This window comes from Comamonas sp. SCN 65-56, assembly GCF_001724135.1.
GTDB lineage: Bacteria > Pseudomonadota > Gammaproteobacteria > Burkholderiales > Burkholderiaceae_C > Comamonas_C.
On record NZ_MEDS01000018.1, the window covers coordinates 43,650 to 60,967 of the forward strand.

Annotated in this window: 11 protein-coding genes; 9 read left to right on the forward strand and 2 right to left on the reverse strand. The window is 66.2% G+C overall.

All coding sequences use genetic code 11. From position 1 onward, the window contains the following. Positions 1–68: 68 nt before the first annotated feature. A complete protein-coding gene (locus ABS45_RS10930) occupies positions 69–761 on the forward strand; it encodes a TetR/AcrR family transcriptional regulator (RefSeq protein WP_291555565.1) in 693 nt (230 codons plus the stop codon). Then, positions 751–1,512, forward strand: a complete 762-nt coding sequence (locus ABS45_RS10935) for a class I SAM-dependent methyltransferase (protein WP_291555566.1) — start codon at positions 751–753, stop codon at positions 1,510–1,512. The genes ABS45_RS10930 and ABS45_RS10935 overlap by 11 nt, the downstream gene beginning before the upstream one ends. A 222-nt stretch (positions 1,513–1,734) precedes the next feature. Here the strand turns inward: ABS45_RS10935 and ABS45_RS10940 are convergent, their stop codons facing one another. Further along, the gene (locus tag ABS45_RS10940; RefSeq protein ID WP_291555567.1) at positions 1,735–2,910 is read right to left on the reverse strand and encodes an acetyl-CoA C-acyltransferase; all 1,176 of its coding nucleotides are present in this window, start codon (positions 2,908–2,910) and stop codon (positions 1,735–1,737) included. A 29-nt stretch (positions 2,911–2,939) separates the two neighbouring features. Then, positions 2,940–5,039: a 3-hydroxyacyl-CoA dehydrogenase NAD-binding domain-containing protein gene (locus ABS45_RS10945; RefSeq protein ID WP_291555568.1), complete on the reverse strand. Its 2,100-nt coding sequence runs from the start codon at positions 5,037–5,039 to the stop codon at positions 2,940–2,942. A 334-nt stretch (positions 5,040–5,373) separates the two neighbouring features. Between ABS45_RS10945 and glnA the strand changes: the two genes are divergently transcribed. The 7 genes from glnA (at position 5,374) to ABS45_RS10980 (ending at position 17,311) form a co-directional block, all read left to right on the forward strand. Continuing rightward, complete coding sequence (glnA, locus tag ABS45_RS10950; protein ID WP_291555569.1) at positions 5,374–6,789, forward strand: type I glutamate--ammonia ligase; 1,416 nt, start codon at positions 5,374–5,376, stop codon at positions 6,787–6,789. Positions 6,790–6,802: 13 nt separating this feature from the next. Then, the gene (gene dapF / locus ABS45_RS10955; protein WP_291555570.1) at positions 6,803–7,639 is read left to right on the forward strand and encodes a diaminopimelate epimerase; all 837 of its coding nucleotides are present in this window, start codon (positions 6,803–6,805) and stop codon (positions 7,637–7,639) included. A 1-nt stretch (position 7,640) separates the two neighbouring features. Further along, a complete protein-coding gene (locus ABS45_RS10960; RefSeq protein WP_291555571.1) occupies positions 7,641–8,858 on the forward strand; it encodes an LL-diaminopimelate aminotransferase in 1,218 nt (405 codons plus the stop codon). A gap of 80 nt (positions 8,859–8,938) precedes the next feature. After that, positions 8,939–10,027, forward strand: a complete 1,089-nt coding sequence (glnL, locus tag ABS45_RS10965; RefSeq protein ID WP_291555572.1) for a nitrogen regulation protein NR(II) — start codon at positions 8,939–8,941, stop codon at positions 10,025–10,027. 152 nt (positions 10,028–10,179) lie between these two features. Then, entirely contained in the window at positions 10,180–11,607 is a 1,428-nt protein-coding gene (ntrC, locus tag ABS45_RS10970; RefSeq protein WP_291555573.1) for a nitrogen regulation protein NR(I), read from the forward strand. A 45-nt stretch (positions 11,608–11,652) separates the two neighbouring features. After that, complete coding sequence (locus ABS45_RS10975; protein ID WP_291555574.1) at positions 11,653–12,321, forward strand: transposase; 669 nt, start codon at positions 11,653–11,655, stop codon at positions 12,319–12,321. Positions 12,322–12,550: 229 nt separating this feature from the next. Further along, positions 12,551–17,311, forward strand: coding sequence for a glutamate synthase-related protein (locus ABS45_RS10980; RefSeq protein WP_291555613.1), 4,761 nt, complete (start codon positions 12,551–12,553; stop codon positions 17,309–17,311). Positions 17,312–17,318 lie beyond the last annotated feature (7 nt).

Sequence of the window (17,318 nt, forward strand, 5' to 3'; positions counted from 1 at the left end):
ATTCTCCAAACAATTTCGTCATTATTTGAACGGTGTTCAATTATTTTGTCAACGCTATGATGAAGTGCATGACCGCCACCAAGGAGCGCGCCGCCGCCACGCCCGCCGATACGCCGCGCGCCGCGCGCCGCCGCAAGCGGGCCGACGTGCGCCAGGAGCTGGTGCTGCAGGCTGCGCGCTCGGCATTCTTCGAACTCGGCATGGAAAAGGCCAGCCTGCGCGAGATCGCGCGGCGCGCCGGCTACACCCCCGGCGCGCTTTACAGCTACTTTCCCAGCAAGGAACACCTCTATGGCGCGCTGCTCGGCGAATCGCTCGAACGCCTGAACGCGCAGGTGGCGCAGGCGCTCATCACGGAATCTGGCCATGGCGCGCATCTGCGCGCCGCCGCCAGCGCCTTCTTCGAGTTCTACCACGCCAATCCGCGCGATCTCGACCTGGGGTTCTACCTCTTTCAGGGTATGGCGCCGCGTGGCCTCACACCCGAGCTGAACACCCGTCTCAACCTGCGCCTGCGCGATGCGCTGCTGCCGTGCCATGCTGCGCTGCAAGGCCTGGGGATGGACGACGCCACCGCCACCCGCGAGGTAACGGCCTTGTTCGCGCACATCGTCGGCCTGCTGGTGCTGCGCCACACCGGGCGCATACGCATGTTCGGACCATCGTCGCGGGAACTGTTCGCCCTCTATCTTGCACAGCTGCTCGAGCGCGCGCACGCGAGAGACGAAGACCATCCCGCAGGAGTCGTCCATGGTGCATGACCACGCATCCCCCAGCCGCAACTGGTTCGACCAGGGCGGCGCCGCCTATGCGCACTTTCGGCCCGAGTACCCGGATGCGCTGGCGCACTGGCTTGCCGCCGAGTCGCCAGACCGCACGCTGGCGGTCGACGTGGGCTGCGGCAACGGGCAATTGACGCTGCAACTGGCGCGGCACTTCGACCGGGTGCTGGGACTGGACCCGAGCGCCGAGCAGCTTGCCCACGCTACGGCGCACCCGCGCGTGGCCTACGCCCGAGCCCCGGCCGAGCAGCTGCCGGCAGAGGACGGCAGCGTCAGCCTCGTCACCGCCGCCCAGGCCGCACACTGGTTCGACCTGCCGCGCTTCTACGCCGAAGTGCGGCGCATCGGCAAGCCCGGCGCCGGGCTGGCCCTCATCAGCTACGGCGTGCTGCGGCTGGACGACCCGCTGGACCAGCGCTTTCAGCAGTTTTACGCCAGCGAGATCGGCCCCTTCTGGCCAGCGCAGCGCAGGCTGGTCGACAGCGGCTACGCCAGCCTGCCCTTTCCCTTTGAGGAAAAACAGGCGCCCGCGCTGGAAATCCGCAAGCACTGGCAACTGCCAGAACTGCTGGGCTACATCGGCACCTGGTCGGCGGTGCGCAGCGCGCGCGAGGCCGGGCACGAGGCGCTGTTGCAGCGCTTTGCCATCGACCTGGCGGGGCTCTGGGGCGACCCGGCGCAGCGTCGGCAAGTGTGCTGGCCGCTGCACATGCGCTGGGGGACCCTGTGAACAGCCCATCGGCAGAGGCCTGCAGCGCCTGAAGATCAGCGTTCTGCGCGTGCATGCCCCATCCCCACCTTCACCCAGGGAGGGAAGGAGTTTGAGATTCGTCGCAAATCCGACGTTTTTGGCCTTTATCGCCCGCCCACCATGCGTTGGCAGCTATCGCAATAAAAGCAAAACTCCCGCAAACCCTATGGACTTGCAGGGGTTGGATCGCCGGCTGCCGGCTCAGAGCACTTCAAACACCCCCGCGGCGCCCATGCCGCCGCCGATGCACATCGTGACGCACACGCGCTTGGCACCGCGGCGCTTGCCTTCGATGAGCGCATGACCGGTCAGGCGCTGGCCGGTCACGCCGTAGGGGTGGCCGACGGCAATCGCGCCGCCGTTGACGTTCAGGCGGTCGGCCGGGATGCCAAGCTTGTCGCGGCAATAGATTACCTGCACGGCGAAGGCTTCGTTCAGCTCCCACAGGTCGATGTCGCCTATCCCCAGGCCCAGCTTTTTCAGCACCTTGGGAATGGCAAACACCGGACCAATACCCATCTCGTCAGGCTCGCAGCCCGCCACCGCAAAGCCGAGGAAACGCCCCAGCGGTTTCAGGTTCTTGCGGCTGGCGTAGTCTTCGCTCACCACCACGCAGGCACCGGCGCCGTCGCTGAACTGGCTGGCATTGCCGGCCGACACCAAGCCACCGGGCAAGGCCGGCTTGATGCCGCTGATGCCCGCTGCCGTCGTGCCCTCGCGCAGGCCCTCATCCTTGCTGACGGTGACCTGCTTGGTGATCAGCCCCAGCGTCTTGTCGGCGATGCCGGCGGTGACGGTGATAGGCACCATCTCCGCATCAAACAGCCCCTGCGCCTGCGCCGCGCAGGCCTTTTGCTGGCTGGCGGCGCCATATTCGTCCATCGCCTCGCGGCCAATGCCGTAGCGCTTGGCCACCTGCTCGGCGGTCTGCAGCATGCTCCAGTAGATCTCGGGCTTTTTCTTCTGCAGCGCCGGATCGAAGATCATGTGCATGTTCATCTCCTGCTGCACGCAGGAGATGCTCTCCACGCCACCGGCCACGTAGACCTCACCCTCGCCGGCGATGATGCGCTGGCTGGCCAGCGCAATGGTTTGCAGGCCCGAGGAGCAGAAGCGGTTCACCGTCATGCCGGCGGTGGTGACGGGCAAATCGGCCATCAGCGCGATCTGGCGCGCGATGTTCATGCCGGTCGCGCCCTCGGGGTTGGCGCAACCCATGATCACGTCTTCCACTTCGGCGGCCTCGATGCCCGCGCGCTCGACGGCGGCGCGCACCACATGGCCGCCGAGCGTGGCGCCATGGGTCATGTTGAAAGCGCCCTTCCAGCTCTTGGCAAGCGGCGTGCGGGCGGTGGAAACAATCACTGCGGAGGTCATTGCGGTATTCCTTGTGCGTTACGGTGCATTCAAGCGAAGGTCTTGCCGTCGGCGGCGAGTTTGGCCAGCAGCGGCGCCGGCTGCCAGAACGCGGCGTCGTCGAGCGGGTTGCGCGCAAAGCGCTGCATCGCCTGCACCACGTTGAACAGCCCCAGTTCGTTGGCATAGTTGAGCGGCCCGCCACGGTGCACCGGAAAGCCGTAGCCGAAGATGTAGACCACGTCGATGTCGCTGGCCTTGTTGGCAATGCCTTCTTCGAGGATGCGCGCGGCCTCGTTGACCAGGCTGAACACCAGGCGCTGCACGATCTCCTCATCGGCGATCTTGCGCGGCGTGATGCCCAGCGCCTGGCGGTGCTCGGCAATCATCTGCTCGACCTCGGTGTTCGGGATGGCGTCGCGCTTGCCGGCCACATAGTCGTACCAGCCCTTGCCCACCTTCTGGCCGAAACGGCCCTTCTCGCACAGCAGATCGGCGGTCTTGCTGTATTTCATGTTCGGCTTTTCGACATAGCGGCGCTTTCGGATCGCCCAGCCGATGTCGTTGCCCGCCAGATCCCCCATGCGAAACGGTCCCATGGCAAAGCCGAACTTCTCGATCGCCTTGTCCACCTGGCTGGGCGTGCAGCCTTCATCCAGCAGAAAGCCGGCCTGGCGACCGTACTGCTCGATCATGCGGTTGCCGATGAAGCCATCGCACACGCCGGCGACCACCGCGGTCTTGCGGATCTTCTTGGCCACCGCCATCACCGTGGCCAGCACGTCCTTGGCGGTCTTCTCGCCGCGCACCACTTCGAGCAGCTTCATCACGTTGGCCGGGCTGAAGAAGTGCAGGCCCACCACGTCCTGCGGGCGGGCGGTGAAGCCGGCGATCTTGTTCACGTCCAGCGTCGAAGTGTTGCTCGCCAGGATGGCGCCGGGCTTGGCCACGGCATCCAGCTGCCTGAACACCTTTTCCTTCACGCCGATGTCCTCGAACACCGCCTCGATGATCAGGTCCGCATCCTTCAGGTCGTCGTAGCTGAGCGTGGTCTTGAGCAGCGCCATGCGCTCCTCATACTTTTCCTGCTTGAGCTTGCCCTTCTTGACCTGCGCCTCGTAGTTGCGGCTCATCACCGCCACGCCGTGGTTGATCGCCTCCTGCTTCATCTCCAGGATGGTCACGGGAAGGCCGGCATTCAGAAAGTTCATCGCAATGCCGCCGCCCATGGTGCCGGCGCCGATCACGGCCACGCGGGCGATGGCGCGCTGCGGCGTATCCGAAGGCACGTCGGGAATCTTGCTGGCGGCGCGCTCGGCGACAAAGAGATGGCGCAGCGCGCGCGACTCGCTGGTCCACATCAGGTTGATGAAATGCTGGCGTTCAAACGCCATGCCATCGGCAAACTTCTTCTTCGTCGCCGCCTCCACCGCATCGACGCATTGCAGCGGCGCGGGGAAGTTCTTCGCCATGCCGCGCACCATGTTGCGCGCGAACTGGAAGTAGGCATCGCCCTTGGGGTGCTTGCACGGCAGATCGCGCACCAGCGGCAGCGGCCGCGCATCGGCCACGCTGCGCGCGAACGCCAGCGCCTCGTCCATCAGCGATTCGGGCGACGACGCCATCTTGTCGAACAGCTTCTGGCCGGGCAGCATGGCCAGCATCTCGCTCTTGACCGGCTCGCCGCTGACGATCATGTTGAGCGCCGCCTCCACGCCCAGCACGCGCGGCAGGCGCTGGGTGCCGCCTGCGCCGGGAATCAGCCCCAGCTTGACCTCGGGCAGCGCAATCTTGGTGCCCGGCGCCGCGATGCGATAGTGGCAGCCGAGCGAAAGCTCCAGCCCGCCACCCATGGCCACGCTGTGGATGGCCGCCACCACCGGCTTGCTGCAGTGCTCGACGGCCAGGATCACCGAAAGCAGGTTGGGCTCCTGGATTGCCTTGGGCGTGCCGAACTCCTTGATGTCGGCCCCGCCCGAAAACGCCTTGCCAGCGCCGGTCAGCACGATGGCCTTGACGCCGGCATCCGCCTGCGCCTTGGCAAGACCGGCGACGATGCCCTGGCGCGTGGCCAGGCCCAGGCCGTTGACCGGGGGGTTGTCGAGCGTGATTACGGCCACATCGCCGTGCACCTGATAGCTTGCCGTCATGCTGTCTTCCTTGGTAAAACGTAAAAAAGTACGACCGTGCTTTTTCTCAAGTCTACGTGCGCACCCTTGCGCAGTTTGTCTCGCGCGGGACAAAGAAGCAAACCATTGGTCAATTTGATAGCTGACAGTGCATGGTGGGTATGCGCAAACGGCCTTTTTCTCTCAAAATTTCGGCGGTGAGGCCGATACGGTGGTGCACGCACCGATTCGGTGCATTCGCTCCCCATCGTGGTGCAAACCATCAACGGCGTTTGCCTTGTCTCCTCGAGAAGCCAGGCTGGCACGGTTTCTGCAATAGCACGGCGTACACCTCACGCTCCAAGGGAGTTTCACCATGACCAAGAACGTATCCGACGTAATGAAAATGGTGGCCGACAAGGCCGTCAAGTTTGTGGATCTGCGCTTCACCGATACACGCGGCAAGGAGCAGCACGTGACCGTGCCGGTTTCGCATTTCAATGAAGACAAGTTCAGCGCCGGACATGCGTTCGATGGCTCGTCCATCGCCGGCTGGAAAGGCATCGAGGCTTCGGACATGCTGTTGATGCCCGACCCGGCCACCGCCAACATCGACCCCTTCTTTGAAGAACCCACGCTCATCCTGCAGTGCGACGTGCACGACCCGCTGGACGGCAAGCCCTACGAGCGCGATCCGCGCTCGCTCGCGCACCGCGCCGAGGCTTACCTGAAAGCCAGCGGCCTGGGCGACACCGCCTACTTCGGCCCCGAGCCCGAGTTCTTCGTCTTCGACAGCGTGCGCTGGCAGGCTGACATGTCCGGCTGCTTCGTCAAGATCGAGTCCGAAGAAGCGGCCTGGAGTAGCGCCACCGAATATGCCCACGGCAACAGCGGCCACCGCCCCGCCGTCAAGGGCGGCTACTTTCCGGTGCCGCCGGTCGATGCCACGCAGGACATGCGCTCCGAGATGTGCCTGCTGCTGGAAGCGCTGGGCGTGCCGGTCGAAGTGCACCACCACGAGGTGGCGACGGCCGGGCAGATGGAACTGGGCACCAAGTTTTCCACCTTGGTGCAGCGCGCCGACTGGCTGCAACTGCAGAAGTACGTGATCCAGAACGTCGCGCACCGCCACGGCAAGACGGCCACCTTCATGCCCAAGCCCATCGTGGGCGACAACGGCAGCGGCATGCATGTACACCAATCGATCTGGAAGGACGGCAAGAACCTGTTTGCGGGCGACGGCTATGCGGGTCTGTCGGACTTCGCGCTGTACTACATCGGCGGCATCATCAAGCACGCCCGCGCGCTCAACGCCATCACCAACCCCGGCACCAACAGCTACAAGCGCCTGGTGCCGCACTTCGAGGCGCCGGTCAAGCTCGCCTACAGCGCGCGCAACCGCTCGGCCTCGATCCGCATCCCCTATGTGGCCAACCCCAAGGGGCGGCGCATCGAGGCGCGCTTTCCCGACCCCCTGATGAACCCCTACATGGGCTTTGCAGCGCTGATGATGGCCGGCCTTGACGGCGTGGAAAACAGGATCCATCCCGGCGAGGCGGCGACCAAGGACCTCTACCACCTGCCGCCCGAGGAAGACGCCAAGATCCCCACCGTCTGCCACAGCCTGGAGCAGGCGCTGGATTACCTGGACGAAGACCGCGCCTTTCTCACGCGCGGCGGCGTGTTCTCGGATGCGCTGATCGACGCCTACATGGAACTCAAGATGGGCGAGCTCACGCGCTATCGCATGACCACGCACCCGATCGAGTTCGACATGTACTACAGCCTCTGAAGCGAGCCGGGACATGCGCTTCACCAAGATGCACGGCATCGGCAACGATTACGTGTACATCAACACCTTCGAAGAGACGGTGACGGACCCGTCGGCGCTCGCGGTGGCGATGAGCCGCCCGCACTTCGGCATAGGCGCCGATGGGCTGGTGCTGATCGGCCCTGCGAGCGAAGCCGACTTCAGCATGCGCATGTTCAACGCCGATGGCTCCGAAGGCGAGATGTGCGGCAATGCCGTGCGCTGCATCGCCAAGTACGTCTACGAACGCGGCCTGACGCGGCAATCGCGGGTGCGGCTGGCGACCGCCAGCGGCATCAAGACGCTGGAGCTGCAGATCGATGCCGGGCGCGTGCGTCAGGTCACCGTCGATCTGGGCGAGCCGCAGCTCGCGCCCGCAGCCATCCCGGTGAACCTGCCCGGCGCCAGGGTGCTCAACCATCCGATCAACGTGCGCGGACAGACCCTGCACATGAGCTGCGTTGGCATGGGCAACCCGCACGCGGTGATCTTCGTCGATGATCCGGCGCAGTTCGACGTGCATGGCATAGGCCGGCAGATCGAGCACGATGCGCTGTTCCCCAAGCGCACCAATGTCGAATTCGTGCACGTGCTGGCGCCCGACCAGATCGAAATGCGCGTCTGGGAACGCGGCAGCGGCGAGACCCTCGCCTGCGGCACCGGCGCCGCGGCGGCGCTGGTGGCCGCCGTGCTCAATGGCTTGACAGAGCGCAGTGCGCGCGTGAAGCTTTGCGGCGGCGAACTGCAAGTCACCTGGAACCCCGACGACAACCATATTTACCAGAGCGGCCCGGCAGCGTTCGTCTTCGACGGCACCTGGCTTGACAACTGACATGCACCTCAATACCCACCTCATCCACATGCCCGGCAACTACCTGTTTGCCGAGATCGCGCGCCGCGTGAACGCCTACGCGCCCCAGGCACCGCGCCCCCTCATCCGCCTGGGCATAGGCGACGTGACCCAACCGCTGACGCCGACCATCGCACGGGCCATGGCCGACGCCGCGCTCGAAATGGGCACGCCCGACGGCTTTCATGGCTACCCGCCCGACCAGGGCTACGACTTTTTGCGCCAGGCCATCCTGGATGTCGACTATGCGCCGCTGGGCGTGAAGCTGGCGCTGGACGACGTTTTCATCACCGACGGCGCCAAGACCGATACTTCGGCGCTGCAGGAGCTGCTGGCAGCCGACGCACGCGTGGCGCTCACCGACCCGGTCTACCCGGTGTATGTCGATTCCAACGCCATGGCAGGGCGCCTCGGAAATTATGAAAACGATAGCTGGAGTCGCTTGACCACCCTGCCCTGCAACGCAGAAAATGCCTTCGTCCCCGAGCTGCCAAGCACGCCGGTGGACATGCTTTATCTGTGCTACCCGAACAACCCGACCGGCACCGTGCTCACACGCGCGCAGCTCAAGCGCTTCGTCGACTGGGCGCTCAAGACGCAAACGCTGATCCTGTTCGACGCCGCGTACAAGGCCTACATCACGGACGACACCATCCCGCGCTCGATCTACGAGATCGAGGGTGCAGAGAAGATCGCCATCGAGTGCTGCTCGTTCTCCAAGTCCGCCGGCTTCACCGGCACGCGCTGCGCCTACACCGTGATCCCGCAGGCCCTGACGGCGCAGGTGGACGGCCGCGCGGTGTCGCTCAACGCGCTGTGGCGCCGGCGCGTGGCAAGCCGCCAGAACGGGGTGTCCTACCCCGTCCAGCGCGCGGCCGCGGCCGCGCTTTCCCCGCAGGGCCGACGCGAGGTGGCCGACCAGGTGCGCGCCTACATGGACAACGCACGCCAGATCGTCACGGCGCTCAGCGGCGCGGGTCTGCAGGTGTTCGGCGGCGTGCATGCGCCCTACGTCTGGCTGCAAATTCCCGGCGGGCAAAGCGCCTGGGATTTCTTCGATCGGCTGCTGCACGAAGCCCAGGTGGTCGGCACGCCCGGCTCGGGCTTCGGCCCCTCGGGCGAAGGCTATCTGCGCCTGACCGCCTTCAACACGGCGCAAGCCACGCGCGAGGCACTGGAGCGCATCCTGGCCATCCTCTGATCCCCCGCCTGGCAGCGCAAGCCGGTGGGTGCTCCGGAGATGTCCTCGACAACGCTGGGTGACAATCCATCCCGCACACCATGGCTCTCGCGCCCGATCCCCACGCCCAGGAGGCCTATGACCGGCTTGCCACGCTGGTGGCGCTGGTGCGTGCGGACGGCAGCTGCCTGATGGTGAACATGGCGCTCGAAAACACCTTGTGCCTGCCGCGCAGCCGCCTGGTGCACGGCCAGGCCGCGCACTGGTTCAACGAACCCGCACTGCTGCACGACGCGCTGCGCCGCGTGGTCCAGGAGGGTGGCGTCGTCAGCCGCTTTGCCGCCAGCCTGTGCTGCGTGCCGCCGGGGCCGCAAGCGCTTGCGGTGCACGTGACGGTCAGCCCATTCGTGCACGCCAGCCAGACCTGCGCACTGGTGGAGATGACCGAGCTGGAGCAGCAGTCGCGGCTCGATCGCGAGCAGCGCGCACGCGAGCTCGCGACGGCCCACAAGGAGCTGCTGCGCAACCTGGCCCATGAGGTCAAGAACCCGCTGGGCGGCATCCGCGGCGCCGCCCAGCTGCTGGCGCTGGACCATCCCGATGGCAGCGCCGGCGAATACGCAGGGGTGATCGTGCGCGAGGTGGATCGCCTGCAGGCGCTGGTCGACCGGCTGCTCGCGCCGCACCAGGCCGCGCCCGCGTGGGCCGTGGTGAACATCCACGAGGTTTGCGAGCATGTGCGCACGCTGGTGCTGGCCGAGTTTGCGCGCGGCCTCGAGATCCAGCGCGACTACGACGCCTCGCTGCCCGAGCTGCGCGCCGACCGCGAGCAGCTCATCCAGGCCCTGCTCAACATCGTGCGCAACGCGGCGCAGGCACTTGCCGAGCGCATCCGGCAAGGCGACGCCCGCATCGTGCTGCGCACCCGCATAGCGCACCAGGCCACGCTGGCCGGACGGCGCCACCGGCTGGCGCTGGAGCTGGAAGTGGAAGACAACGGCCCCGGCGTGCCGCCTGCGCTGCGCGAGCGCATCTTCCAGCCGCTGGTCACTGGCCGCCCCGAAGGCACCGGCCTGGGCCTGACCCTGACGCAAACCCTGGTGCAGCAGCAAGGCGGCAGCATTGCCTGCGAGAGCAGACCCGGCGCCACCCGCTTCACCATGGTGCTGCCGCTGCCTGAGAAATCCTGAGAGCTTGAGAGGCAATCCCCCATGCCCGCCCTGCACGCCAAAACACCACCACTCTTCGTTGCAAATACTCGCCATAGCCCGAGCTATGGCTGCGTTTTTGACGCACCTTTCGGGCACGGGCAATTTCCTCTCAAGCTCTGAGTCACCCACGCATGCCACGCTCCACTGCGCCCCTCATTTGGATCGTCGACGACGACGCTTCCATCCGCTTCGTGCTCCAGCGCGCGCTGGAGCGTGAGCAACTGCCGGTGCGCGCCTTCAGCAGCGCACCCGAAGTGCTCGCCGCGCTCGACCCGGGTGCTTTGCCGCAGGTGCTGGTGAGCGACATCCGCATGCCCGGCGGCGACGGTCTGGCACTGCTGGCCGAAATCAAGCGCCGCCACCCTCGCATCGCGGTCATCATCATGACCGCCTACACCGACCTGGACAGCGCCGTCGGCGCACTGCAAAGCGGCGCCTTCGAATACCTGCCCAAGCCCTTTGACCTCACCCTGGCGGTGGAGCTGATCCGCCGCGCCGCCGCAGAGTCCCAGGCGCACGACAGTCCGGGCAGCGAGAGCGCCGCCCTGCCACAGATGCTCGGCCAGGCGCCGGCGATGCAGGATGTGTTTCGCGCCATTGGCCGGCTCAGTGCCAGCCACGCCACCGTCTTGATCACCGGAGAGAGCGGTACCGGCAAGGAACTGGTGGCGCATGCGCTGCACCGCCACAGCCCGCGCGCCAGCGGCCCTTTCATCGCCATCAACACCGCCGCAGTGCCGCGCGATCTGCTCGAAAGCGAGCTCTTCGGCCACGAGCGTGGTGCCTTCACCGGTGCACAGACGCTGCGGCGCGGCCGCTTTGAGCAGGCCGCGGGCGGCACGCTGTTTCTTGACGAAATCGGTGACATGCCACTGGAGCTGCAGACGCGCCTGCTGCGCGTGCTCAGCGACGGACAGTTCTACCGTGTCGGCGGTCAGGAGCCCCTGCAGGCCAGTGCGCGCGTGATTGCCGCCACCCACCAGAATCTGGAGGAGCGCGTGCGCCAGGGCCGCTTTCGCGAAGACCTGTACCACCGCCTGAACGTGATCCGCCTGCGCCTGCCAGCGCTGCGCGAACGCCGCGAGGACATTCCCGCGCTGGCACGCCATTTTCTGGTGCGCAGCGCGCAGGAGCTGGGCATGGAGCCCAAACGCCTCACCGACGCGGCGCGCGATCGGTTGGCGGACTACGCCTTCCCTGGCAACGTGCGTGAGCTGGAAAACCTCTGCCGCTGGCTGACGGTGATGGCACCGGCGCAGGTCATCACGCCGCAAGACCTGCCGCCGCAGGGCGAAACCGAAGGCGCAGCACCCGGCCCGGCCGTCGCCAGTACCGGCAGTGCGCCCGACTGGCGCGCGCTGCTGGAGCGCGATGCGCGCCGCCGCCTGCAGGCCGGCGACACGGACGTCTGGCAGCGCCTGAGTGAACAGTTTGAAGCACAGCTGCTGCGCACTGCCCTCGCCGTCGCGGGCGGGCGCCGCGCCGAAGCCGCGCACCAGCTCGGCATTGGGCGCAACACCATCACGCGCAAGATCCAGGAGCTGGGGCTCGATGACTGATCTTTGCCCGAGCACAAGGCACACGGCATAAGCCCCGCACCCGCCATGGCCAGACTGCCCCGCCTCGTCATCCCCGGCCACGCGCACCTGCTGATTCAGCGTGCGATCGACCGTCAACCCATCTTCGAGGACGCGCAAGACCTGGAGCTCCTCACCGAAGTACTGCGCCTGGCACTGGTGGACGAGCAGGTACAGCTGCATGCCTACGCGCTGCGCACGCAGGAACTGCTGCTGCTGGCCACCCCGGCGCAGCCGCAATCGCTCGCGCGCCTGATGCAAACCATAGGCCGGCGCTACGTCGGTGCCTTCAACCGCAAGCACGGGCGCAGCGGCACGCTCTGGAACGGCCGCTTTCACGCCGCCCCGGTGGAGCCCGGCGAACCCCTGCTGGCGACCATGGCCTGGATGGAGCAGGAGGGCGAGCCCGGCGCTGCCAGCAGTGCCGCGCACCACCTGGGCAGCTGCCGCGACCCGCTGGTCACCGATCCACCCGCCTACTGGAGCCTGGGCAACACCCCATTTGCCCGCGAAGCCGCCTGGCGCGAGCGCCTGAGCCACGGCAGCAGCAGCGCACAGGATGCCCGCCTGCGCCGCGCCGCGCGCGGCGGCTGGGCGCTGGGCTCGGCGGGCTTCATCTCGGTTGCAGGCGCCAGCGGCCGCCCTGCCGCACCACGCGCACCAGGCCGGCCGGCGCGTTGCAACGCAAGCCATTGACAGGCGTTCACAGGCATTAGCTTGTGCAAGTCATTGAATCAATTGTTTTTTGATATGTCCCCAATTTTTGAAAATATTGGTTTTATCAGAATTATTAATGGTCTGACCCCTATTTATTTTGATTGAAGACCTTCTCGGCAAGTGTTAATCTATGCCTGTTTTGCATACTTTGATGCAAATTGACATGAGGTCTGCCTTGAACCACTCAGCCACCCCTTCTGCCGAGGAAATCCGTGCAGCTGCAGCCACCGGGCTGTACGACCCGCGTTTCGAGCACGATGCCTGCGGCGTCGGCTTCGTGGCCCATATCAAGGGCGCGAAGAGCCATGACATCGTCACCCAGGCGCTCAAGATCCTGGAGCACCTGAACCACCGCGGCGCCGTCGGCGCCGATCCCTTGATGGGTGATGGCGCGGGCATCCTGCTGCAAATCCCCGACAGCCTGTACCGCGCCGACATGGCCGTGCAAGGCGTGGAGCTGCCACCCCTGGGCGAATATGGCGTAGGCATGGTCTTCCTGCCCAAGGAGCACGCCAGCCGCCTCGCCTGCGAGGAAGAGCTTGAGCGCGCCATCGCCGCCGAGGGCCAGGTGCTGCTGGGCTGGCGCGACGTGCCGGTCGATCGCGAACTGCCGATGTCGCCCACGGTGCGCGCCAAGGAACCGGTGATCCGCCAGGTCTTCATCGGCCGTGGCAGCGACGTGATCGTGCAGGACGCGCTGGAGCGCAAGCTCTACGTCATCCGCAAGACCGCCAGCGCCGCCATCGAGCGCCTGGAGCTCAAATACAGCAAGGAATACTACGTTCCGAGCATGAGCAGCCGCACCGTGATCTACAAGGGGCTGCTGCTGGCGCACCAAGTGGGCGCGTATTACCTTGACTTGCAAGATGAGCGCTGCGTCTCGGCGCTGGGCCTGGTGCACCAGCGCTTTTCGACCAACACCTTTCCCGAGTGGCCGCTGGCCCACCCCTACCGCTACGTCGCGCACAACGGCGAAATCAACACCGTGCGCGGCAACTACAACTGGATGCGCGCGCGCGAAGGCGTGATGAGCTCCCCGGTGCTGGGCGCCGACCTGCAAAAGCTCTACCCGATCAGCTTCCCGCACCAGTCCGACACCGCCGTGTTCGACAACTGCCTGGAGCTGCTGACCATGGCTGGCTACCCGCTGGCGCAGGCCATGATGATGATGATCCCCGAGCCCTGGGAGCAGCACACCACGATGGACCCGCGTCGGCGCGCGTTCTATGAGTACCACGCCTCCATGCTGGAGCCCTGGGACGGGCCGGCCGCCATCGTCTTCACCGACGGGCGCCAGATCGGCGCCACGCTGGACCGCAACGGCCTGCGCCCGGCGCGCTACTGCGTGACCGACGATGACTTGGTGGTGATGGCCTCCGAATCCGGCGTGCTGCCGATTCCTGAGCACAAGATCGTCAAAAAGTGGCGCCTGCAGCCGGGCAAGATGTTCCTCATCGACCTGGATCAGGGCCGCATGATCGACGACGAAGAGCTCAAGGCGGGTCTTGCCAACGCCAAGCCCTACAAGCGCTGGATCGACAACCTGTGCGTGCGCCTGGACGACGTGGTGCAGCCGGTGGCCGGTGCCGACGCGCACGAGTTGCCGATGGCCGCAACCGATCCGCAGACCGCCGGTGACGCCAGCACCTCGCCCGACCTGCTCGACCTGCAGCAAGCCTTCGGCTATTCGCTGGAAGACATCAAGTTCCTGCTCAGCCCGATGGCGGCCAACGGCGAGGAGTCCATAGGCTCGATGGGCGACGACAGCCCGCTGGCGGTGCTCTCCGACCAGAACAAGCCGCTGTACAACTACTTCCGCCAGATGTTCGCGCAGGTCACGAACCCGCCGATCGACCCGATCCGCGAGGCCATCGTGATGAGCCTGGTGAGCTACATCGGCCCCAACCCCAATCTGCTCGACATCAACCAGGTGAATCCGCCGATGCGCCTGCAGGTGAGCCAGCCGGTGCTCGACCCCGAGGACATGGCCAAGCTGCGCGACATCAAGCGGCGCACGCACGGCAAGTTCAGCTCGCACGTGATCGACATCACCTACCCGCTGGCCTGGGGCGCCGAGGGCGTGCAGGCGCGCCTGGCCAGCCTGTGCGCGCAGGCGGTGGATGCGATTCACAACGGCCACAACGTGCTGATCCTGAGCGACCGCGCTGTGGCGCGCGAGCGCGTGGCGATTCCGGCGCTGCTGGCGCTCTCGAGCGTGCACCAGCACCTGGTGCGCACCGGCCTGCGCACGAGCACCGGCGTGGTGGTGGAAACCGGCAGCGCACGCGAGGTGCACCACTTCGCGGTGCTTGCGGGCTATGGCGCCGAGGCGGTGCACCCCTGGCTGGCGATGGAAACGCTGGCCGCGATGCACAAGGACCTGCCGGGCGAGCTGAGCGCGGCCGAAGCGATCGCGCACTTCATCAAGGCGATCGACAAGGGGCTGTCGAAGGTGATGTCCAAGATGGGTGTCTCCACCCACATGAGCTATTGCGGCGCGCAGCTCTTCGAGGCCATAGGCATCAACTCCGAGACCATAGAAAAATATTTCACCGGCACCGCCAGCCACGTCGAGGGCATAGGTATCTTCGAAATCGCCGAGGAAGCGCTGCGCTGTCACCGCACGGCCTTTGGCGACGCGATGGTGCTGCGCCAGCGCCTGGCCGACGGTGGCGACTTCGCCTGGCGCGTGCGCGGCGACGAGCACATGTGGACGCCCGACGCCATCGCCAAGCTGCAGCACAGCACGCGCGCCAACAATTTCAACACCTACAAGGAATACGCGCAGATCATCAACGATCAGTCGGCCCGCTTGATGACGCTGCGCGGCTTGTTCGAGTTCAAGGTCGACCCAAGCAAGGCGATCTCGCTGGACTTGGTCGAACCGGCGAGCGAGATCGTCAAGCGCTTCGCCACCGGCGCGATGTCGCTGGGCTCGATTTCCACCGAGGCCCACGCGACGCTGGCGATTGCGATGAACCGCCTCGGTGGCAAGAGCAACACCGGCGAAGGCGGCGAAGACCCGCACCGCTACCGCGAAGAACGCAAGCCCATCACGGTGACCAGGCGCAAGTCGCTCGCGTCGGTGATCGGGCAGGACGTGGTCGAGGTCGATCAACCGCTGGAAGATACCGACAGCCTGAGGAGCCGCATCAAGCAGGTGGCTTCGGGGCGCTTTGGCGTGACCACCGAGTACCTGGTGTCGAGTGACCAGATCCAGATCAAGATGGCGCAGGGTGCCAAGCCCGGCGAAGGCGGCCAGCTGCCCGGCGGCAAGGTCACCGACTACATCGCCAAGCTGCGCCACAGCGTGCCCGGCGTGGGCCTGATCAGCCCGCCACCGCACCACGACATCTACTCGATCGAAGACCTGGCGCAACTGATCCACGACCTGAAAAGCGTCGCGCCGCACGCCAGCATCAGCGTCAAGCTGGTCTCGGAAATCGGCGTCGGCACGGTCGCCACGGGCGTCGCCAAGTGCAAAGCCGATCACGTGGTGATCGCCGGGCACGACGGCGGCACCGGGGCCTCGCCCTGGTCATCGGTCAAGCGCGTGGGCAGCCCGTGGGAGATCGGCCTGGCCGAGACGCAGCAGACGCTGGTCTTGAACCGCCTGCGCGGACGCATTCGCGTGCAGGCCGACGGCCAGATGAAAACCGGGCGCGACGTGGTGATCGGCGCGCTGCTGGGCGCCGATGAATTCGGCTTTGCCACCGCGCCGCTGGTGGTCGAGGGCTGCATCCAGATGCGCAAGGGGCATCTGAACACCTGCCCCGTGGGCATTGCGACGCAAGACCCCGAGCTGCGCAAGCGTTTCACCGGCAAGCCCGAGCACATCATTCACTACTTCCTCTTCGTCGCCGAGGAAGCGCGCCAGATCATGGCGCAGCTCGGCATCCGCACGTTTGATGAACTGGTGGGCCGCAGCGACCTGCTGGACATGCGCCGCGGCATAGACCACTGGAAGTCCGAGGGGCTGGATTTCTCGCGCCTCTTCGCCCGGCCGGCGATGGGCGAGGACGTGGCGCGCCACCACTGTGAGGAACAGGACCATGACCTGGGCCGCGCGCTGGACCACCGCCTGCTCGACAAGGCACGCCCGGCGGTCGAATCCGGCGAGCGCGTGCGTATCTTGGAGACGGCGCGCAATGGCGACCGCTCGGTCGGCGCGATGCTCGCCGGGCTGGTGACGCAGGCGCACCCCGAGGGATTGGCCGACGACAGCATCCACGTGCAGTTCGAGGGCACGGGCGGCCAGAGCTTTGGCGCCTTCCTGTGCAAGGGCATCACGCTGTACCTGATCGGCGACGCCAACGACTACACCGGCAAAGGCCTCTCGGGCGGGCGCATCGTGGTGCGGCCCAGCCTGGATTTTCGCGGCGCCTGGCACGAGAACATCATCGTCGGCAACACCGTGCTCTATGGCGCGACCAGCGGCGAGGCCTACTTTGCCGGGGTGGCGGGCGAGCGCTTTGCCGTGCGCCTGTCGGGCGCCACGACGGTGGTCGAAGGCACGGGCGACCACGGCTGCGAGTACATGACGGGCGGCACCGTCGTCGTGCTGGGCGAGACCGGGCGCAACTTCGCGGCCGGCATGTCGGGCGGCGTCGCCTACGTCTACGACGAGGACGGGCGCTTTGCCAGCCGCTGCAACCATTCCATGGTGCGGCTCGAGCGCGTGCTGCCCGCTTCCGAGCAGGCCGCAAGCGAGAGCGTGACGGCGATGCACGGCGGGCGCACCGACGAAGAGCAACTCAAGGCGCTGCTGGGCGAGCACCTGCGCTGGACCGGGAGCCGGCGTGCGCGTGCGCTGCTGGACGACTGGGAAGCCACGCGCATGCGCTTCGTCAAGGTGTTTCCCACCGAGTACCAGCGCGCTTTGGCCCAGATTCATGAAAGAAAACTGGCTGAAGCGCAGGCTGGTAAAGCGTCAACAGCTATCAAACAAGGGGTTGCGTCGCATCCCTGATGCAGAC